This is a genomic window from Corynebacterium sp. MSK006 (assembly GCF_030232385.1).
In the GTDB taxonomy this organism is placed as follows: domain Bacteria; phylum Actinomycetota; class Actinomycetes; order Mycobacteriales; family Mycobacteriaceae; genus Corynebacterium; species Corynebacterium frankenforstense_A.
Window position 1 is genome coordinate 1 of record NZ_JASPJZ010000020.1, and the last position, 19,200, is coordinate 19,200.

Genomic DNA, 19,200 nt, shown 5'->3' on the forward strand with positions numbered 1-19,200 from the left:
CGGAAGCTAAGCCCGCCTATGCTGATGGTACTGCACTCGGGAGGGTGTGGGAGAGTAAGTCACCGCCGACACCACAAGTCAAAATAATCAAACAGTGGATGCTTAAGGCACGGGGTGAGGGAGAAGGACAGTCGAAGTCCTCTTCTTCGCTCCGTGCCTTTTGCGCACGTAGACTCCGGTTTGACCGGCCCCAGACATACGGAAGTGATGGTGCACCGATGGACGACGATCGTCACGGCAAGGACGGACGCCGAGGCGGCGGCCGTCGCGACAACGACGGGCAGCGTCGCAACTCCCGCGACGGCCGCGGCGGACACCGCGGGAACGCCGGCGGCGGACGCGGCGGGCGTGGCCGCAACGACCGCGGCGGCCGTGGCAGCCAGAACCGCCGCGGCGGCAAGGGTCATGCTCAGCGTGCCGGCCGCGAGCGCGACCGCGCCGGTCTGAACCCGCAGCGCCCCGGCTTCCGCGAGGAGCGGCTCAACAACCGAATGAACGAGCCGGAGATCCCCTCCGACGTCGACATCCAGGACCTCGACCCGATGGTCTTGCAGGACCTCAAGGTGCTCGCCAAGCAGAACGCCGATAAGGTCGCCCAGCACCTGGCCGCCGCGGCGATCCTCATGGACGAGTCTCCGCGCCGCGCCCTCGAGCACGCGCGCGCCGCCAAGGACCGTGCCGGCCGCGTGGCCGTCACCCGTGAAACCAACGGCATCGCCGCCTACCGCGCCGGTGAGTGGCACGAGGCCCTCTCGGAGCTTCGCGCCGCCCGCCGCATGAGCGGCGGCCCCGGTCTGCTGGCCGTCATGGCCGACTGCGAGCGCGGCCTCGGCCGCCCGGAGCGCGCCCTCGAGCTCGCCCGCGGCGAGGACGCCCAGAAGCTCGACGACGACTCAGCCATCGAGCTGGCCATCGTCGCCGCCGGTGCGCGCGCCGACATGGGCGACCACGACTCCGCCGTGACCACCATCGAGGCCGCCGGGCCCGACAAGAAGGACAAGGGACCCGAGGCCGCGCGCCTCAGCTACGCCTACGCGGACGCGCTGCTCAACGTCGACCGCCGCGCCGAGGCCCGCGAGTGGTTCCTCGCCGCCCGCCGCCAGGACGAGTTCGGCGTCACCGACGTCGAGGACCGCCTGGCCGAGCTCGACCGCGGCGGGGTGGAGTAGACCGCGATGACCATCGCCGAGAACTACGACGCCGTCCTGCTCGACCTCGACGGCACCGTCTGGGAGGGCGGCGACGCCATCCCCGGGGCCGTCGAGGCCATCACGGCCTCCGGGCTCACGGACGTCTACGTCACCAACAACGCCTCGCGGGCCCCCGAGACCGTCGCGGAGATGCTTAGCGCCATCGGGCTCGACGCCACCTCCGAGAAGATAGTCACCTCCGCCCAGGCCGCCGTGGAGCTCGTCCGAGCCGAACTCGAGCCGGGCACCCCGGTGCTCGTCCTCGGCGCCGACACGCTGCGCCAGCTGGCCGCCGACGCGGGCCTCAAGGTAGTCGACTCCGCGGACGAACAACCCGCCGCCGTGCTGCAGGGCCACGACCCGCGCACCGGCTGGGAGCAGCTCTCCGAGGCCGCGCTGGCGATCCACGCCGGCGCGCGCTTCATCGCCACCAACCTCGACACCACGCTGCCCATGCAGCGCGGCCTGATGGTCGGCAACGGCTCCATGGTCGCTGCCGTCGTCTCCGCCACCGGAGTCACCCCGCTGTCGGCCGGCAAGCCCGAGGCCGCCATGTTCGACGTCGGCGCCCGCCGCTTCGGCGCGAAGCGACCCCTGGCCGTCGGCGACCGCCTCAACACCGACATCCAGGGCGGCAACGCCGCCGGCCTGGACACCCTCCAGGTGCTCACCGGCGTCTCCGGCGCCGCCGAGCTCCTGGCCGCCCCGCCCGAGCAGCGCCCGACCTACATCGCCGACGACATGTCCGGGCTCTTCGCCGAGCCCGCCGAGCTCGAGGTCGGCGCCCAGGGCGGCTTTACCGCCGACGTCGAGGACGGCACCGTCGTCCTGCGCGGCGGAACCGCCGACTCCACGCCCACCCAGGGTCTGCGCACCGTCCTGGCCGCCGCCTGGCCCGCCGCCGACGCCGGCGAGCCCGCGAGCGTCGTACGCGCCGAGGGCACCCACGCAAAGCGCGCCGCCGAGGGGTGGCGCCCGTGACTCCGGCGCCCGTCCCGCACGACCCGACGGCGACCAGGGTGCGCCCGGAGGCGGTGCGCGCGGGCGTCGGAAATCTCCTGCGCCGCGCCGAGGGCGCTGACAGCGCTGACGCCGAGGCCGCCCACCTCGAGGAGGCGCACGCGCTGCTGCAGGCGGCGCTCAAGGACCAGCCGCTCAGCGGCGCGGAGGAGGAGGCACATGCCCGCCCGTAGACGCCTCGACGCCGAACTCGTGCGCCGCAAGATCGCCCGCTCCCGCGAGCAGGCGGTCACCATGATCAAGGAGGGCCGGGTCAGCGTCAACGGCCTGCCCGCCACCAAGCCCGCCACCCAGGTCACCCCGGAGGTCTCCGTGCGCGTCACGGAGGCCGAGGAGGACCGCTGGGCCTCCCGCGGCGCCCACAAGCTGCTCGGGGCCCTGGAGGCCTTCGAGCCGCAGGGGCTGACCCTGAAGGACCGCCGCGTCCTCGACGCCGGTGCGTCCACCGGCGGGTTCACCGACGTCGCGCTCGACCGCGGCGCCCGGGAGGTCGTCGCCGTCGACGTCGGCTACGGACAGCTGATCTGGCGCCTCCAGGACGACGAGCGCGTGCGCGTGCTCGACCGCACCAACATCCGCTTCCTCGACCTCGAGCAGACCGCCGGGCCCTGCGACGTGATGGTCGGCGACCTCTCCTTCATCTCGCTGAAGCTGACGCTGCCGGCCATCGCGAAGGTCATGGCCCCGGGCGCGGACCTGCTGCCCATGGTCAAGCCGCAGTTCGAGGTGGGCAAGGACCGCCTCGGCCACGGCGGGGTGGTCCGCTCGCCGGAGCTGCGCGCCGAGGTCACCGCGGACGTCGCCGCGGCCGCGGCCGGACTCGGCCTGAGCCTGCGCGGCGTGGTCGCCTCGCCGCTGCCCGGACCGAGCGGAAACGTAGAATACTTCCTGTGGCTGGTCAACGACGCCGGGGCGAACGACCCGGGCGCCGAGAAGACCGCCGAGATGATCCGCACCGCCGTCGAGGAGGGACCTCAATGACCGCACCCGCCCACGACCGCGAGGTCCTGCTCGTCCCGCACGTCGGACGCCGCAGCAATCTCAAGTCGGCCGCGCGGGTCGCCGAGCTGCTCGAGGCCGGCGGCGTGCGGGTGCGCACCCTCGAACTCGACGACGCCGAACCGCTCGAGGAGGAGCCCGCGCTCGCGCGCCTGCCGCGCTACCCGGCCGCCGAGGCCGGCGAGGGCGTCGAGCTCGTGCTCGTCCTCGGCGGCGACGGCACCTTCCTGCGCGCGGCCGACCTGGCGCACGCCGCTGACCTGCCCGTGCTCGGCGTCAACCTCGGCCACGTCGGTTTCCTGGCCGAGTGGGACGCCGAGTCCCTCGAGCTGGCCGCCCAGCGCGTCATCGACCGCGACTACCGCGTCGAGGACCGGATGACCGTCGACGTGCGCGTGCTCGACGAGAACCTGGAGACCATCGACACCGGCTGGGCCCTCAACGAGGTCAGCGTGGAGAACCTCAACCGCCGCGGCGTGCTCGACGCCGTCCTCGAGGTCGACGGTCGGCCGGTGAGCTCCTTCGGGTGCGACGGCGTGCTCATCTCCACGCCGACCGGCTCGACGGCCTACGCCTTCTCCGCCGGCGGCCCCGTGCTCTGGCCGGAGCTCGACGCGCTGCTCGTGGTGCCCAACAACGCCCACGCCCTGTTCACCAAGCCGCTGGTGGTCAGCCCGTCCTCGACCGTCGCCGTCGAGTCCGCCCGCCACGCCACCCCGGCCCTGGCCGTCATGGACGGCTTCCGGCCCGTGGCCATGCCGCCGGGCTCGCGCGTCGAGGTCGTGCGCGGCCGGCGCCCCGTGCGCTGGGTGCGCCTCGACGACCGGCCCTTCACCGACCGGCTCGTGACCAAGCTGCACCTGCCCGTCGAGGGCTGGCGCGGTCCCAACCCGCGACGCACGAGTCACTGAGCGCACGGCGCTAGGGTAGGGCCCATGCTCGCCGACATCACCATCGAGAACCTGGGCGCGATCCCGCGCGCCGGCGCGGAGTTCTCGCCCGGCCTGACCGTGCTCACCGGCGAGACCGGTGCGGGCAAGACCATGGTGGTCACCGGCCTGCGCCTGCTCGCCGGCGGGCGTGCCGACGCCTCGCGCATCCGCACCGGCCAGAAGCGCGCCAGCGTCGAGGGCCGCTTCTCCCGCGACGGCATGCCCGAGGCGGTCGCCGCCGCCGCCGACGCCGTGGTCGCCGAGGCCGGCGGGCGCGACGACGAGAACGGCGACTGGCTGGCCTCCCGCACCGTCAGCGTCACCGCCGACGGCGCCGGGCGCTCCCGGGCCCACCTGGGCGGGCGCGGCGTGCCCGCCGGCACGCTCGCCGACTTCGCCTCCGGGGTGCTGGCCATCCACGGCCAGCACGACCAGCTGCGCCTGCTCTCCGCCGACGAGCAGCTCGCCGCCCTCGACCGCTTCGACCCGGCCATCGCCCCGCTCGCGGAGGCCTACGCCCGCGCCTACCGCGAGCATCGCCGCCTGGCCAGGGACCTCGCCGAGCGCACCGGGAAGCGCCGCGAGCTGGCCCAGGAGGTCGACCGCCTGCGCTTCGCCCTCGACGAGATCGACAAGGTCGCCCCCGAGGCCGGCGAGGACGACGAGCTGATCGCCCGGATCCGCCGCCTCCAGGACGTCGACGCCCTGCGCGAGTCCGCCTCGGGCGCGCTCGGCCTCATCGACGGCGCCGAGGCACTCGGCGGCTACGACGACTCGACCGCTGAGCCCGCCGCCGTCGCCCTCGGGCGTGCCGCGAGCACGCTCACCGGCTCCGGCGACGAGCAGCTGGTCGCCCTCGGCCGCCGGCTGGCCGCCGTGACCACGGAGCTCTCCGAGGTCAGCGCCGAACTGGGCGGCTACCTCGGCGAACTCGACGCCGACCCCGAGGCCCTCGAGCACGCCCTGCTGCGCCAGCAGGAGCTGAAGACCCTGACGCGCAAGTACGCCCCCGACGCCGCCGGCGTGCTGGCCTGGCGCGACAAGGCCGCCGCCCGCCTCGAGCGCATCGACGTCTCCTCCGACGCCGTCGAGAAGCTCACCGCCGCCGTGACGGCGGCTAAGAAAGAGCTTGACGACGCCGCGCGCGCCCTCACCGACGCGCGCACGGGCGCGGCGTCCGGCCTGGGCGAGGCCGTCACCGCCGAGCTCGCCGGCCTGGCGATGGGGGACGCGCACCTGACCGTCGAGGTGCGCCCGGCCACGCCCGGCCCGCGCGGGGCCGACGAGGTCGAGCTCATGCTCGCCCCGGCCGCCGACGGCGCGGCCCGGCCGCTGGCCCAGTCCGCCTCCGGCGGCGAGCTCTCGCGCGTCATGCTGGCCCTCGAGGTGATCCTGGCCGGCGAGAGCGGCGGGACCACGCTCGTCTTCGACGAGGTCGACTCCGGGGTCGGCGGGCACGCCGCCGCCGAGATCGGCCGGCGCCTGGCCCGGCTGAGCCGCAGCCACCAGGTCATCGTGGTCACCCACCTGCCGCAGGTCGCCGCCTACGCGGACACCCACCTGCACGTCGAGAAGGCCACCGCGGACTCCTCCGAGGTCACCGCCCTGACCGGCGAGCGCCGGGTGGCCGAGCTGGCGCGCATGCTCGCGGGCCTGGCCGACACCGACACCGGCCGGGCGCACGCCGCCGAACTGCTCGAGCGCGCGCAGGCCGAGGTCGCCGCGATGGGGGACTGAGACCGCGGGTCGGCTGGTAGGCCGGATCGTGGGCGGGATCGCGGGCCGGAGCGCACGGCGCGCCTCCGCCACGCCGCGCGGTGGGCGCGTCAAAATATGGCCCATGAGTCTGTTCTCCCGCACCGACGACCTGCCCGGCATCCACGGCACGGTCCGTGACCTGACCGGAGCGGCCCTGGCCAAGGGGCTGAAGAAGTTCTCCGACGGCGACATCGCCGTCGTCGACGCCCCCGACATCTCCCGGCCGGCGGCCCAGCAGCTCATCGACCTGCGCCCGGCCGCCGTGGTCAACATCGCCCGGTTCAGCACCGGCGCGGTGCCGAACTTCGGCCCGCAGATGCTCATCGACGCCGAGATCCCGCTGTTCGAGGACCTCGGCGCCGAGGCGCACGCGAAGCTGCGCGGCGGCAAGAAGGGCCGGGTGACCGAGGACGGCGAGCTCTTCCTCGGCAACGACGCCGTGGGCACCGCCGCCCCCGTTGACGGCGCGGCCGCCGAGACCCGCTTCAACGAGGCCCAGCGCAACCTCGTCGAGCACATGGAGGCGTTCTTCGGCAACACCATCCAGTTCATCCACTCGGAGGCCCCGCTGCTCATCGACGGCCTCGGCATCCCGGACACCGGCGCCTCCGTCAAGGGCCGCAAGGTCGTCGTGGTCAGCCCCGGTGCGGACCACGCGGACCAGCTCAAGCGCCTGCGCAACTTCATCCGCGAGTACGACCCGGTCCTCATCGGCGTCGACTCCGCCGCCGACACCCTGGTGCGCGAGGGCTACACCCCCGACCTGATCGTGGGCAACCCCGCCGGTATCGAGTCCGAGACCCTGCGCAGCGGCGCGCGTGTCGTGCTGCCCGCCGAACCCGACGGCCACGCCGCCGGGCTGGAGCGCATCCAGGACCTCGGCATCGGCGCGATGACCTTCCCCTCGGCCACCGACTCGGCGACCGACCTGGCTCTGCTGCTGGCCGAGTACCACGGCGCAGAGCTGGTGGTCAACGCCGGCGCCCCGCTGGACCTCGACGCGATCTTCGCCGACCGCCCCGAGGCCACCCCGGCCGCGCTGCTGACCCGCTCCAAGGTCGGCGCGCGCCTCATCGACGCCGAGGCCGTCATCGACCTCTACCACGTGCCCTCGGGCCGCGGGACGGCGTGGCTGTGGGCGATCCTGGGCATCCTGGTCGCCGTCGCGGTCGTCGTGCTCGTCGCGGGCACCGCGGGTGACGGCGGGTTCACCGAGAATCTGATCGACACCTGGAACAACATCGCGTTGACCGTCCAGAGCTGGTTCAAGTAAGGAGCCGACGTAACAATGGCCAAGAACAAGCAGGGACGCACCGGCGTCCTCATCGCGGGACTCGGCTTCGGCGTGGCCGTGGGCGTCGCCCTCGGCGCGCTCGTCATCGCCCCGAACTCCCCGGACGGCGGGCACACCTCCGCGGCCGCCGACGACGGCGCCTCCGAGCAGGAGGTCGCCGTCGCCGAGGCGCAGGCCTCCTCGGCCGACGCCGTCGTCTCCGAGCTGGCGGGCAAGAGCGTCGCCGGGACACTCACCGACCGCCCGGTGCTCGTACTGCGCACCGCCGACGCCGCCGACGAGGACGTCGACGGGATCTCCCGCCTGCTGCGGGAGGCCGACGCCGTCGAGGCCGGCACCATCACGCTGACCGAGAAGTTCACCGACCAGCAGGGCGCGGACAAGCTCAAGACCATCGTGACCAACACGCTGCCGGCCGGCGCGCAGCTCTCCGAGGAGCACCTGGACCCGGGCACCCACGCCGGCCAGGCGCTCGGCTCGGCGCTGATGCTCGCTCCCGACAGCGGTGAGCCCCAGGCCGACGATGACGAGCGCGAGGCACTGCTCGGCGCACTGGCCGACGCCGGGTACCTCGAGTACGAGCGCGGCACCATCCGCCCGGCCCAGGTCGTCGTCGTGGTCACCGGCGGCGCGGACGGCGCCGGCGAGACCGGCTTCGGCGCCCAGGTCGTCTCCAACCTCGTCGAGGCCATGCAGGAGCGCGGCAACGGCGTCGTGCTCGCCGGCCGCATCGGCTCCGCCTCCGACACCGGCGCGATCGGCCTGACGCGTGCGGCCGGCCAGGGCGACGAGGGCGCGGACCGCGCGCCGTCGACCGTCGACTCCGTCGACCGCTCCTGGGGCCGCATCGCCACCGTGCTCGCCGTCGCCGAGCAGCTCGAGGGCCGCTCCGGCGCCTACGGCTCGGCCGAGTCCGCCGAGGCCGCCACCCCGCAGGTCCCGGACGCCGGGTCCGGGCAGAACTCCGGCGACGGCTCCGGGGCCCCGGCGGCGGAGGCCCCGCAGGCCTGACGCGGGCCTAGACTTGAGGACCATGAGCACCCCCGGCACCCACACCTTCACCGTCACCGACTCCGAGACCCTCGTCGACGCCCCGATCCTGGCCGTGCGCCGCGACCAGGTCGTCATGCCCGGCGGCGGGACCGCCGACCGCGAGATCGTCGAGCACTTCGGCGCCGTCGCCGTCGTCGCCTACGACGCGGAGCGCGGCGCCGTGGCCATGGTGCGCCAGTACCGCCACGCCGTGGGCACCCGGCTCCTCGAGCTGCCCGCCGGCATCCTCGACTTCGCCGGCGAGGACCCGCTGACCGCCGCCCGCCGCGAACTCGGCGAGGAGGCCGGCCTCGACGCCGGGAGCTGGGACAGCCTGGTCGACCTGGTGACCAGCCCCGGCTTCTGCGACGAGGCCGTGCGCGTCTTCCTCGCCCGCGACCTGCGCGCCGTCGAGCGCCCTGAGCCCGAGGACGAGGAGGCGGACATGTCGCTGGAGTGGATCGGCCTCGACGCCGCCCGCGACGCCGTCCACGCCGGCGAGGTCGCCAACTCCATCGCCGTGGCCGGCGTGCTCGCCGCCCACGACGTGCTGCGCCACGGCGCAGCCGTGCGCCCCGCCGACGCCGAGTTCACGCTGCGACCGCAGGCACTGGCGCGACGTCGTCAAGCGGCGGGCATTGCCCCGGACATGAAGAAGCTGTGATCCGCGTCGACCCACACGCGCTCGGGCGCGCCTGGCTGAACCACCTCGCCGTCGAGAAGGGGCTCAGCCGCAACACGCTGGCCGGCTACCGGCGCGACACCGCGCGCTACCTGGACTGGCTCACCGACGCCGGGGTCACCGACCTCGCCGCGGTCACCTCCGCCCAGATCGAGGCCTACGTCGCGGACCTGCGCCGCGGCGGGGAGGGCCGGCGCGCGCTGTCGGCCTCCTCGGCCGGGCGGGCGCTCGTGGTTGTGCGCGGGCTGCACAAGTTCGGGCTGACCGAGGGCGAGCTCGACGTCGACGTCGCCGCCGAGGTCTCGCCGCCGACGACCGGGCGCCACCTGCCGGACACGCTGAGCGTCGAGGAGGTCACCCGGCTGATCGAGGCCGCCCCCGACGGGGAGACGGCCACCCCGGTGGACCTGCGCGACCGCGCGCTGCTCGAGCTGCTCTACGCCACCGGTGCGCGCGTCTCTGAGGTCGTCGGCCTCGACGTCGACGACGTCACCGGGCCGCTGGCCGAGGCCGAGGAGGCGGGGGAGGACACCGCCTTCCTGCGCATCCTCGGCAAGGGTGGCAAGCAGCGGCTGGTGCCCGTGGGGCGCTCGGCGCGCGCGGCCGTCGAGGCCTACCTGGTGCGCGCCCGCCCGGTGCTCGCCCGCGGGCGCAGCCACCGGCTGCTGCTCAACCAGCGAGGCGGGGCGTTCTCCCGGCAGAGCGCGTGGGGCGTGCTGAAGAAACGGGCCGCGCGCGCCGGCATCGAGCGCGACATCTCGCCGCACACGCTGCGGCACAGCTTCGCCACCCACCTGCTCTCCGGCGGGGCGGACGTGCGCGTGGTCCAGGAGTTGCTCGGGCACTCCTCCGTGACCACGACGCAGATCTACACGCACGTCACCGCCGACGGGCTGCGCGAGGTCTGGCGGCTGGCGCATCCGCGCGCCTGAGCGCTTGAGCACGGCGCCTGAGTGGACGAAGTCCGCGTGCCCGCCAGCGCGGTGCCGGGGGCGCCGGGTAGAATGACACGCGTGTCATCCGACCGGAAGGCGGGTAGCCAAAAGTCAAGGGAGAGGGTTTGACCATGGGAGACGGAGGACTGTTCGACTCCGCGGACGTCGAGGTCGGCCTGACCGGCCGTCCGGTGCGCGAGCTGCCTGAGCCGGGCCCCGTCGACCGCCACGGGCCCGCGCGCATCCTCGCGATGTGCAACCAGAAGGGCGGGGTGGGCAAGACCACCTCGACGATCAACCTCGGTGCCTGCCTGGCCGACCTCGGCCGCAAGGTGCTGCTCGTCGACCTCGACCCGCAGGGCGCCCTCTCCGCCGGCCTCGGGGTCTCCCTGGCGGACCTGGACACCTCCGTCTACGACCTGCTCGTCGACAACGAGGCCTCGATCCACTCCGCGCTCATGCACACCCGCGTGCCCGGCCTGGACCTGGTGCCCGCCAACATCGACCTCTCGGCCGCCGAGATCCAGCTGGTCAACGAGGTCGGCCGCGAGCAGACCCTGGCGCGTGCCCTGCGCCCGGTGGTCCGCGACTACGACTTCATCATCCTCGACTGCCAGCCCTCGCTCGGCCTGCTCACGGTCAACGCCCTGGCCTGTTCCCACGGGGTGATCATCCCGATGGAGTGCGAGTACTTCTCGCTGCGCGGCCTGGCGCTGCTGACCGACACCGTCGAGAAGGTCCGCGACCGCCTCAACTTCGACCTGGACATCCTGGGCATCCTGGTGACCATGTTCGACCGGCGCACCACCCACTCGCGCGAGGTGATGTCGCGGGTGGTCGAGGTCTTCGGCGACAAGGTCTTCGACTCCGTGATCACGCGCACCGTGCGCTTCCCGGAGACCTCCGTGGCCGGCGAGCCGATCACCTCCTGGGCGCCGAAGTCCCAGGGCGCGGAGCAGTACCGCAACCTCGCCAAGGAGGTCGTGGAGCGCTGCGCCGAGCTGCCGTGAGCCGGCACGCCGGCGCGGGCGCGGACTCCGGCGCCACCGCCGCGTCGCCCGCGGAGAAGCGACTGCCGGACGGGTCCGTCCAGCCGGAGATCACCGGCTTCACCGTCGCGCTGCACAACTTCACCGGCCCCTTCGACCTGCTGCTGCACCTGATCCAGGTGCGCAAGCTGGACGTCACCGAGGTCGCGCTGGCCGAGGTCACCGACGAGTTCATCGCCTACACCCGCCAGCTCGGCGAGCGCGCCGAGCTCGAGGAGACGACCGGCTTCCTGCTGGTCGCCGCCACGCTGCTCGACCTCAAGGCCGCGCGCCTCATCCCGCGCGGCGACGTCGACGACGAGGCCGACCTGGAGCTGCTGAGCTCGCGCGACCTGCTCTTCGCCCGCCTGGTGCAGTACCGAGCGTACAAGAAGGTCGCCGCGCTCTTCGCAGAATGGCAGCGGGGCGCCCGGCGCCGCTACGCGCGCACCGGTGGGCTCGAGGAGCGCTTCCGCCACCTGCTGCCCCCGGTGGAGCTGGGCCACGACGCGCAGTCCTTCGCCGAGCTGGCCGCCGGCGTCTTCCGGCCGCGCCCGCCCGAGGAGGTCGGCGTGGACCACCTGCACCACGCGGAGGTCTCCGTGCCGCACGAGGCCGGGCGCGTGCTCGAGGCGCTGCACCTCGCCGGGGTGGAGCAGTGGCTGACCTTCGAGCGGCTGACCCGCTCGTGCACCTCGACCATCCAGGCCGTGGGCACTTTCCTGGCACTGCTTGAGCTCTACAAGGCGCACGCGGTCGAGGCCCGCCAGCCGGAGCCGCTCGGTGAGCTGGCCGTGGCCTGGACGGGCCTCGAAGTGGATCCGGCGGTCGTCGCCGCCGCCAACTGGGACTGAATCAGCCGGCGCTCTGCGGCGCCGGCCCCGCGGGCGTCAGCCGATGCCCATCGCGGTCAGGACGAGCAGCGCGATGTTCAGTACGATCACCAGCGCCGCGATGATGAAGGCCAGGACCTTGACTGCGGTGCCGTCGGCGTACTTGCCCATGACCTTCCTGCTGCCGGTGGCCAGGAAGAGCGGGACGATGGCGAAGGGGATGCCGACCGAGAGCAGTGCCTGGCTCCACACCAGCGCGAGCGTGGGCTCGATGCCGACGCCGACGATGATCAGCGCCGGGATCAGCGTGACCACACGGCGGGTGAGCAGCGGCACGCGCACGTGCAGCAGGCCGTCCATGATCTCGGAGCCGGCGTAGGAGCCCACCGAGGTCGAGGCCAGGCCGGAGGCCAGCAGGCCGAGGCCGAAGACGACGCCCACGGCGTCACCGAGATTGGCGACGACAGCGGCGTGGGCGCCCTCGATGGTGTCGGTGCCTTCCACGCCGTAGAGCGAGTTGGCGGCGAGGACGAGCAGGCCGATGTTGACCAGGCCGGCGATGACCAGCGCCCAGGTCACGTCGAACTTGCTGGCGCGCAGCAGTCGCGGCAGGCGCTCGTCGTCGGCGTGGCCGAAGCGGTGTTTGACCAGCGAGGAGTGCAGGTAGATCGCGTGCGGCATGACGGTCGCACCGAGCATCGAGGCCGCCAGCAGGACGGTCTCGGCGCCGTCGAAGCGGGGGATGAGTCCCTCGGCGACCTCGGCGGGCACGGGCGGGTCGACGACGAGGCCGGTGAGGAAGCCGATCGAGATGACCAGCAGCAGGCCGATGATCACGCGCTCGAAGACGTGCTGGAGGCCGCGGGCCTGGAAGGCGAGGAGCACGATGGAGACGACGCCGGTGATCACGGCGCCGGCCAGCAGCGGCAGGTCGAAGAGCAGCTGCAGGGCGATGGCGCCGCCGACGACCTCGGCGAGGTCGGTCGCGGCGGCGACCAGCTCGGCCTGGATCCAGAAGGAGAGGCGGGCGGGCTTCTTCAACCGCGTGCCGAGCACCTCGGGCAGGCTGTGGCCGGTGACCAGGCCGAGCTTGGCGGACTGGTACTGGATGAACACGGCCATGGCGTTGGCCAGCACGAGCACCCACACCAGCAGGAAGCCGTACTTGGCGCCGGCCGTGATGTTGGCGGCCACGTTGCCGGGGTCGACGTAGGCGACGGCGGCGACGAAGGCGGGGCCGAGCAGGACCAGCATGCGGTTGTGGTCCGGCGTGTAAGGGCCGGTAATTTCGTGGACCTGGCGAACAGAATTCATGGTATTGAACTCTAGTCGCGGTGTGTCCGTCAGGGAAACGGAGACCCGGGCGTCGGCCGGAAAGGCGACGAAAGGCCTCAATCCGGGGGTGGACGGGCGGCCGTATAATCCGGCCCATGGCTGCCATCATCGACGTCGACCAGTTGTCCTCGGTGCGCCGCCGCGCGGTGCTGCTCTTCGCCACGGCGGGCGGGGCGCGCCCCACCGAGGCGATCCCCGGATCTTTCGTGGCGGCCCTCGACGGGGACTTCTCGGACCCCACCCACCCGCTGCCGAACACGGTGCCGGTCGACCCCGCGCGCGTCTTCGAGGCCTACGGGATCAGCGACAAGACCCCGGTGGTGGTCTACGACGACTCCGAGACCCCGCTCGCCCCGCGTGTGTGGTGGCTCGCCCGCGTGGCCGGCCTGCGCAACGTCGCCGTCCTCGACGGCGGGCTCGCCGCGTGGCGCGCCGCCGACCGCCCGCTCGCCGAACCGAAGTCGGCCGAGGAGGCGACGCCGGGGCAGATCACCGCCGCGCCCTCCTGGGAGCTGCTCACCGACGCCGACGGTGTGCGCGAGGCGCTCGCCCTGGGCCACCGCCACGTCGTCGACGTGCGTTCTGCGACCCGCTTCTGCGGCACCGAGCCCGAGCCGCGCGAGAACGTCCGCTCCGGCCACATGCCGGGTGCGGTCAACCTGCCCTACACGCGGTTCCGCACCGCCGACGGGCGCTACCGCGACGTCGACGAGATGCGCGACCTCCTCGAGACCGTCCTCGGCCCGGCCGGGGCGGCGACCTTCGTCTGCGGCTCGGGGGTGACCGCCTGCGTCGGCGCGCTGGCCGCCACGCTGGCCGGCTACGGCGACGTCGAGGTCTACGAGGGCTCCTGGACCGAGTGGGGCCACGTGGACAACGACCCGGCCGAGTTCCCGGCGGTCACCGGCGACGGGGCAGAGGACCTCGATGGTCGCGCCTGAGCCCGTCGGCCAGCTGCGCTCGCGCGTCGAGTCGGTGCTGCTCGTCGTCGACCAGCCGGTGACCACCGCCGCGCTCGCCTCCGCCCTGGCCGCCGAGGAGAACGACGTCACCGCCGCCCTGGAGGAGATGCGCGCCGAGTACGCCTCCCGCGGCATGGGCTTCGAGCTGACGAGCACGTCCGAGGGCCACCGCCTGGTCAGCCGCCGCGACAACGCCCCGGCCGTCGAGGCCTTCCTGCTCGACGGCTCGCAGACCCGGCTCTCGCGCGCCGCCCTGGAAACCCTCGCCGTGGTCGCCTACCGTCAGCCGGTCACCCGCCGCCAGGTCGCGGCCGTACGCGGCGTCAACGTCGACGGCGTCATGCGCACCCTGGCCCTGCGCGGGCTGATCCGCGAGGTCGAGGCCGACCCGGCCACCGGGGCGCACCGCTACGCGACCACCGAGCTCTTCCTCGAGCTGCTCGGCGTCGACTCGCTCGAGGCGCTGCCGGACCTGGCCCCGCTGCTGCCGGACATCGACGACATCGACGAGCTCGAGGCCTTCGACGCCGCCTCCCGCGGCGACTGAACCTCCGGCGCGCGGATGGGGTTTCCGGGGCCTGCGCGGGGTACGATCGGGCCCGTCAGAATTCCGTATTGAATAAGGATGTTCAACCCGTGACACCCCCCGCAAGCCGAGACGGCACTCCGCAGGTATCCAACGCCCGGCCCGCGCGCCACCAGCACCTCAGCGACGAGGAGCTGCGCGCCGCGCTGGCCGAGGCCTCCGGGTCGCGCTCCGAGGGCGAGCGCCTGCAGAAGGTGCTCGCCCGCGCCGGCGTCGCCTCGCGCCGCCACTCCGAGCAGCTCATCGACGCCGGCCGCGTCGAGGTCAACGGCGAGACCGTGACCCGCCAGGGCGTGCGCGTCAACCCCGAGACCGACGTCATCCGCGTCGACGGGGTGCGCGTGCAGACCGACCAGTCGCTGCGCTACTTCGTGCTCAACAAGCCGCGCGGCGTCCACTCCACCATGTCCGACGACATGGGCCGGCCCTGCGTGGGCGACTTCGTCGCCGAGCAGACCGCCGCCGGCCAGCGCCTCTTTCACGTCGGCCGCCTCGACGCCGACACCGAGGGCCTGATCATGCTGACCAACGACGGCGAGCTGGCCAACCGCCTGACCCACCCGCGCTACGAGGTCTCCAAGACCTACGTGGCCACGGTGCTCGGCGAGGCCGACCGCGAGCTCGTGCGCGCCCTGTGCGAGGGCGTCGAGCTCGACGACGGCCCCGTCAAGGCCGACTCCGCGCAGATCATCGACACCTACAACGGCGAGTCGCTGGTCCGCGTCGAGCTGCACGAGGGCCGCAAGCACGTCGTGCGCCGCCTGCTCAAGGCCCTGGGCTACCCGGTCCAGCGCCTCGTCCGCACCAAGATCCACACCGTGGCGCTCGGCGAGCAGCGCCCCGGCATCCTGCGCGCGCTCAACCGCGCCGAACTGACGAGCCTCTACAAGGCGGTGGGACTGTGACCGAGCGCTACTCCAACATGCCCGACGACGGCCTGATCCTCGCCGTCGACGGCCCCTCCGGAACCGGTAAGTCGACCACCTGCCGGGCGCTGGCCGAGCGCCTCGACGCCAAGTACGTCGACACCGGTGCGATGTACCGCGTCGCCACGCTCGCCGTGCTGCGCGCGGGCATCGACCCGGCCGACACCGAGGCCGTCATCGCCGAGACCGCGCGGCTGCGCCTCGACGTCAGCGACGACCCCCAGTCGACCGCCGTGTGGCTGGCCGGCGAGGACGTCTCCGGTGAGATCCGCGGCCCCGAGGTCACCGCGCACGTCTCCGCGGTCTCCGCGATCCCGGAGGTGCGTGAGAACCTCGTCGCCCTCCAGCGCGAGCTCGCCGAGCGCGCCCACCGAGCCATCGTCGAGGGCCGCGACATCGGCACCGTCGTGCTCGCCGACGCCCCGGCGAAGGTGTACCTGACCGCCGCGCCCGAGGTGCGCGCCAAGCGCCGGTACGACCAGGACGTCGCCGCCGGCCGCGAGGTCGACTTCGACGCCGTGCTCGCCGACGTCCAGCGCCGCGACGCCGCAGACTCCTCGCGAAAGACCTCGCCGCTGCGCCCGGCCGACGACGCCGTGACCGTCGACACCTCCGAGCTGACCCCCGACGAGGTGCTCGACCGGCTCACCGAGATCGTCGCCGCCTCCGCGGGCGACGGGATTGACGACGCCGCGCAGGCCGACGCCGCCGAGACCGAGTTCATCCAGGCGGGCTTCGACGACGTCGCCGCCTACGGCGCCGACGACTTCGACCTCTCCGCCGCCGACGCCGAGCAGCTCGCCGGCACCGACTGGGAGGACGTCGAGGACGCCTTCGGCGTCCAGCACCACGAGGAGGAGGCCCTGTGCACCGTCGCGGTGGTGGGCCGGCCGAACGTGGGCAAGTCCTCCCTGGTCAACCGCTTCCTCGGCCGGCGTGAGGCCGTCGTCGAGGACACCCCCGGCGTCACCCGCGACCGCGTGAAGTACCTGGCCGAGTGGACCGGGCGCCGCTTCTGGGTGCAGGACACCGGTGGCTGGGACCCCAACGTCAAGGGCATCCACGCCGCCATCGCCCGCCAGGCCGAGAGCGCGATGGCCACCGCCGACGTCATCGTCGTCGTGGTCGACGCCAAGGTCGGCATCACCGAGACCGACGAGGTCATGGCACGTAAGCTGCAGCGGTCGAAGGTGCCCGTCATCCTCGTGGCCAACAAGGTCGACTCGCCGATGCAGCTCGGCGACGTCGCCGAGCTCTACGCGCTCGGCCTCGGCGACCCGTGGCCCGTCTCGGCCCTGCACGGCCGCGGCGGCGCCGACGTCCTCGACGAGGTGCTCAAGGCCTTCCCGGAGCACCCGCGCGAGACCTCCGTGGTCTCCGGCCCGCGCCGCGTGGCCCTGGTCGGTCGGCCGAACGTGGGCAAGTCCTCGATGCTCAACAAGATGGCCAGCGAGGAGCGCAGCGTCGTCGACAACGTCGCCGGCACCACCGTCGACCCGGTCGACTCCCTGGTGCAGCTGGACAAGAAGCTGTGGCGCTTCGTCGACACCGCCGGCCTGCGCCGCAAGGTCAAGCAGGCCCGCGGCCACGAGTACTATGCCTCCCTGCGCACCCAGAACGCGATCGAGGCCGCCGAGGTCTGCGTCATGCTCATCGACGCCTCCGAGCCGGTCACCGAGCAGGACCAGCGCATCCTGAGCGCCGTCGTCGACGCCGGCAAGGCGCTGGTGCTCGCCTTCAACAAGTGGGACCTCGTCGACGAGGACCGCCGCACCGCGCTCGAGCGCGAGATCGACCTGCAGCTCGCCCACCTGCCGTGGGTGACCCGGGTCAACATCTCCGCCAAGACCGGGCGCGCCCTGCAGAAGCTCGAGCCCGCCATGCTCGAGGCCCTGGAGAGCTGGGACCAGCGCGTCTCCACCGGCCGGCTGAACAACTGGCTGCGCGAGACCATTGCGCAGAACCCGCCGCCGATGAAGAACAACCGCCTGCCGCGCGTGCTCTTCGCCACGCAGGCCGGCACCCGCCCGCCGACGGTCGTGCTGTTCACCACCGGCTTCCTCGACGCCGGCTACCGGCGCTACCTGGAGCGCAAGTTCCGCGAGCAGTTCGGCTTCCACGGCACCCCGGTGCGCGTGGCCGTGCGCGTGCGCGAGCGCCGCCAACGCCGGTGAGTGTCCGCGGGGCGGTAGAGTGAGTCGCCGTGACTGAGCAACCCGAACTGCCACGGTTCCTCGAGAAGCCCGACAAGGTCGACATCTGGCTCTTCGTCGGGCTCTTCGCCGTCGTCATCTACGGGTTCGCCATGATCCCGCTGCGCGCCTACCTGCTCTCGCACCCGCTGGCCTACACGCTGCTCGTCGGCGGCTACACCTCGGCCGTGGTCTCCGGGGCCAACGCCTCGGTGGGCAACGGCGTGTGGTGGGTCTACCTGCTGTGCACCGTCTTCGGCGCGGTGAAGTTCATGCCGCTCTACTGGTGCATGGGCCGGCGCTGGGGCATGGACTTCATCGAGATGTCCGTGCAGTACATGCCGCGCATGCGCAAGCTCATCCTGCGGGCCCTCGGTTCGCGCTCGCGCAAGGCCACCCTGGTCACCTGCGGGCTCGTGCCGCTCGGCTACGCGCCCGGGCCGGTGCCCAACAACGTCGTCAACGCCGTGCTCGGCCTCCTCGGCGTCTCGCTGACGGCCATGCTCGCCCTCAACGCCGCGAGCGTCGTCCTGGTCAACGGCATCATGATGTGGCTCGGGTGGACCTTCGGCGACGAGGTCCTCGACGTCGTCCAGGTGGTCAACCGCTACCTGCTCTGGGTCACCCTGGCGCTGCTGGCCGTCGTCTTCTGGCGCGCCTGGCGCCAGTCCCGCGCCCGCTCCTAGGCCCGCTCGAGGACGAACGCGTCCGTGCGGTAGGGCAGCTCCACCGCGTCCCCCGGGTGCATCCCGGTGTGCTCGAAGAGGTACCACTCCAGGTTGCCGCGCACCCGCGCGCGCACCTTTTCGCCGTTGCGCAGCCAGTAGGAGCGCGTGGCCGTCAGCGCGAACACGCCGTCGGTGTCCAGCCGGTCGCGCCAGCGCCCCGTCCAGCGCCGCGTGATCCGCCACGGCGAGCACACCTCGGGGGTGAAGCCCTCGGCGAGCACGTCGCCGGAGTGCATGATGCGCGCCAGGCGCAGCACCCACGGGTCCGTCACGTCCAGCGTGTTCCACGCCAGCACCACCCGCCCGCCGGGGCGTACCACCCGGTCCAGCTCCGTGCAGGCGGCCGCCACGTCGACCCAGTGCCACGTCTGCGCGCACGCGACGGCGTCCACCGCGGCGTCGGCAAGCGCCGTCGCCTCGGCCGTGGCACGCCAGACGGGCACGTCGACGAGCTCGGCCAGGGTGCGCGCCATGTCGGCGGCGGGCTCGATCGCCCAGACCTCGCGGCCCTCCGCGAGCAGGGAGGCCGTCAGCTTGCCGGTGCCGGCTCCGACATCGACTACGCGGGCGCAGCCGTCGAGGAGCGCGGCGACCTCGGTCGGGTAGCCGGGGCGGGCGTCGTCGTAGGCGCGGGCCCCGGCACGGAAGGCGCGTGCCGACGCCGCGCGGTGGCCGGCGTCGCGGAAGCGTGGCGCGTTGACCGTCGACGGCGGGCGGTAGGCGGGGTAGTGGTCTGCGGGCGGCTGGGTCATGGCGGGAGACACTCTA

Annotated in this window: 19 protein-coding genes; 17 read left to right on the forward strand and 2 right to left on the reverse strand. The window is 73.2% G+C overall.

What is annotated here, in order from left to right:
* The first annotated feature begins 98 nt into the window (after positions 1-98).
* The 12 genes from QQA02_RS10150 to QQA02_RS10205 all read left to right on the forward strand — a co-directional run bounded on the left by QQA02_RS10150 (position 99) and on the right by QQA02_RS10205 (position 11,724).
* Positions 99-1,169, forward strand: coding sequence for a hypothetical protein (locus QQA02_RS10150; RefSeq protein ID WP_502870989.1), 1,071 nt, complete (start codon positions 99-101; stop codon positions 1,167-1,169).
* 6 nt (positions 1,170-1,175) lie between these two features.
* The gene (locus QQA02_RS10155; protein WP_284864210.1) at positions 1,176-2,171 is read left to right on the forward strand and encodes an HAD-IIA family hydrolase; all 996 of its coding nucleotides are present in this window, start codon (positions 1,176-1,178) and stop codon (positions 2,169-2,171) included.
* The gene (locus tag QQA02_RS10160; RefSeq protein ID WP_284864211.1) at positions 2,168-2,383 is read left to right on the forward strand and encodes a hypothetical protein; all 216 of its coding nucleotides are present in this window, start codon (positions 2,168-2,170) and stop codon (positions 2,381-2,383) included. The genes QQA02_RS10155 and QQA02_RS10160 overlap by 4 nt, the downstream gene beginning before the upstream one ends.
* The gene (locus QQA02_RS10165; protein WP_284864212.1) at positions 2,370-3,191 is read left to right on the forward strand and encodes a TlyA family RNA methyltransferase; all 822 of its coding nucleotides are present in this window, start codon (positions 2,370-2,372) and stop codon (positions 3,189-3,191) included. Before QQA02_RS10160 ends, QQA02_RS10165 begins: the two co-directional genes overlap by 14 nt.
* Positions 3,188-4,120 (forward strand): NAD kinase, encoded by a 933-nt coding sequence (locus tag QQA02_RS10170; protein ID WP_284864213.1) that lies wholly within the window; start codon positions 3,188-3,190, stop codon positions 4,118-4,120. Before QQA02_RS10165 ends, QQA02_RS10170 begins: the two co-directional genes overlap by 4 nt.
* Positions 4,121-4,144: 24 nt before the next feature.
* Positions 4,145-5,878 carry a DNA repair protein RecN gene (gene recN / locus QQA02_RS10175; protein WP_284864214.1) on the forward strand — a complete coding sequence of 578 codons (1,734 nt, stop codon included), beginning with the start codon at positions 4,145-4,147 and terminating at the stop codon, positions 5,876-5,878.
* Positions 5,879-5,972: 94 nt separating this feature from the next.
* The gene (gene steA / locus QQA02_RS10180; RefSeq protein WP_284775520.1) at positions 5,973-7,172 is read left to right on the forward strand and encodes a putative cytokinetic ring protein SteA; all 1,200 of its coding nucleotides are present in this window, start codon (positions 5,973-5,975) and stop codon (positions 7,170-7,172) included.
* A gap of 15 nt (positions 7,173-7,187) precedes the next feature.
* Positions 7,188-8,204 carry a copper transporter gene (locus QQA02_RS10185; RefSeq protein WP_284775504.1) on the forward strand — a complete coding sequence of 339 codons (1,017 nt, stop codon included), beginning with the start codon at positions 7,188-7,190 and terminating at the stop codon, positions 8,202-8,204.
* A gap of 22 nt (positions 8,205-8,226) precedes the next feature.
* A complete protein-coding gene (locus QQA02_RS10190) occupies positions 8,227-8,889 on the forward strand; it encodes an NUDIX domain-containing protein (protein ID WP_284775503.1) in 663 nt (220 codons plus the stop codon).
* Positions 8,889-9,839, forward strand: coding sequence for a site-specific tyrosine recombinase XerD (locus QQA02_RS10195; RefSeq protein ID WP_284864245.1), 951 nt, complete (start codon positions 8,889-8,891; stop codon positions 9,837-9,839). The genes QQA02_RS10190 and QQA02_RS10195 overlap by 1 nt, the downstream gene beginning before the upstream one ends.
* A 134-nt stretch (positions 9,840-9,973) precedes the next feature.
* The gene (locus QQA02_RS10200; RefSeq protein ID WP_075663882.1) at positions 9,974-10,852 is read left to right on the forward strand and encodes a ParA family protein; all 879 of its coding nucleotides are present in this window, start codon (positions 9,974-9,976) and stop codon (positions 10,850-10,852) included.
* Between the two features lie 62 nt (positions 10,853-10,914).
* Positions 10,915-11,724 carry a segregation and condensation protein A gene (locus QQA02_RS10205; RefSeq protein WP_284775518.1) on the forward strand — a complete coding sequence of 270 codons (810 nt, stop codon included), beginning with the start codon at positions 10,915-10,917 and terminating at the stop codon, positions 11,722-11,724.
* Positions 11,725-11,760: 36 nt separating this feature from the next.
* Here the strand turns inward: QQA02_RS10205 and QQA02_RS10210 are convergent, their stop codons facing one another.
* Entirely contained in the window at positions 11,761-13,017 is a 1,257-nt protein-coding gene (locus tag QQA02_RS10210; protein ID WP_502870990.1) for an Nramp family divalent metal transporter, read from the reverse strand.
* Positions 13,018-13,133: 116 nt separating this feature from the next.
* On the opposite strand from QQA02_RS10210, the gene QQA02_RS10215 reads away from it, so the two are divergent.
* The 5 genes from QQA02_RS10215 to QQA02_RS10235 all read left to right on the forward strand — a co-directional run bounded on the left by QQA02_RS10215 (position 13,134) and on the right by QQA02_RS10235 (position 18,390).
* Positions 13,134-13,979, forward strand: a complete 846-nt coding sequence (locus QQA02_RS10215) for a sulfurtransferase (RefSeq protein ID WP_284864215.1) — start codon at positions 13,134-13,136, stop codon at positions 13,977-13,979.
* Complete coding sequence (scpB, locus tag QQA02_RS10220; RefSeq protein WP_284864216.1) at positions 13,966-14,547, forward strand: SMC-Scp complex subunit ScpB; 582 nt, start codon at positions 13,966-13,968, stop codon at positions 14,545-14,547. The genes QQA02_RS10215 and scpB overlap by 14 nt, the downstream gene beginning before the upstream one ends.
* A gap of 89 nt (positions 14,548-14,636) precedes the next feature.
* Entirely contained in the window at positions 14,637-15,491 is an 855-nt protein-coding gene (locus tag QQA02_RS10225; protein WP_284864217.1) for a pseudouridine synthase, read from the forward strand.
* Positions 15,492-15,508: 17 nt separating this feature from the next.
* A complete protein-coding gene (gene der, locus QQA02_RS10230; RefSeq protein WP_284864247.1) occupies positions 15,509-17,686 on the forward strand; it encodes a bifunctional cytidylate kinase/GTPase Der in 2,178 nt (725 codons plus the stop codon).
* Positions 17,687-17,715: 29 nt separating this feature from the next.
* Positions 17,716-18,390 carry a hypothetical protein gene (locus tag QQA02_RS10235; RefSeq protein ID WP_284864218.1) on the forward strand — a complete coding sequence of 225 codons (675 nt, stop codon included), beginning with the start codon at positions 17,716-17,718 and terminating at the stop codon, positions 18,388-18,390.
* On the opposite strand, the gene QQA02_RS10240 is transcribed toward QQA02_RS10235, so the two are convergent.
* Positions 18,387-19,184 (reverse strand): class I SAM-dependent methyltransferase, encoded by a 798-nt coding sequence (locus QQA02_RS10240; protein WP_284864219.1) that lies wholly within the window; start codon positions 19,182-19,184, stop codon positions 18,387-18,389. The two genes, QQA02_RS10235 and QQA02_RS10240, sit on opposite strands and share 4 nt — an antisense overlap.
* Positions 19,185-19,200 lie beyond the last annotated feature (16 nt).

Bases quoted from the DNA above. Each gene is read 5' to 3' on its own strand.
- QQA02_RS10150 (WP_502870989.1), top strand. From the start codon at position 99: ATGCTTAAGGCACGGGGTGAGGGAGAAGGACAGTCGAAGTCCTCTTCT.
- QQA02_RS10155 (WP_284864210.1), top strand. From the start codon at position 1,176: ATGACCATCGCCGAGAACTACGACGCCGTCCTGCTCGACCTCGACGGC.
- QQA02_RS10165 (WP_284864212.1), top strand. From the start codon at position 2,370: ATGCCCGCCCGTAGACGCCTCGACGCCGAACTCGTGCGCCGCAAGATC.
- QQA02_RS10170 (WP_284864213.1), top strand. From the start codon at position 3,188: ATGACCGCACCCGCCCACGACCGCGAGGTCCTGCTCGTCCCGCACGTC.
- recN (WP_284864214.1), top strand. From the start codon at position 4,145: ATGCTCGCCGACATCACCATCGAGAACCTGGGCGCGATCCCGCGCGCC.
- QQA02_RS10185 (WP_284775504.1), top strand. From the start codon at position 7,188: ATGGCCAAGAACAAGCAGGGACGCACCGGCGTCCTCATCGCGGGACTC.
- QQA02_RS10190 (WP_284775503.1), top strand. From the start codon at position 8,227: ATGAGCACCCCCGGCACCCACACCTTCACCGTCACCGACTCCGAGACC.
- QQA02_RS10200 (WP_075663882.1), top strand. From the start codon at position 9,974: ATGGGAGACGGAGGACTGTTCGACTCCGCGGACGTCGAGGTCGGCCTG.
- QQA02_RS10210 (WP_502870990.1), bottom strand. From the start codon at position 13,017: ATGAATTCTGTTCGCCAGGTCCACGAAATTACCGGCCCTTACACGCCG.
- QQA02_RS10215 (WP_284864215.1), top strand. From the start codon at position 13,134: ATGGCTGCCATCATCGACGTCGACCAGTTGTCCTCGGTGCGCCGCCGC.
- scpB (WP_284864216.1), top strand. From the start codon at position 13,966: ATGGTCGCGCCTGAGCCCGTCGGCCAGCTGCGCTCGCGCGTCGAGTCG.
- der (WP_284864247.1), top strand. From the start codon at position 15,509: ATGCCCGACGACGGCCTGATCCTCGCCGTCGACGGCCCCTCCGGAACC.
- QQA02_RS10240 (WP_284864219.1), bottom strand. From the start codon at position 19,184: ATGACCCAGCCGCCCGCAGACCACTACCCCGCCTACCGCCCGCCGTCG.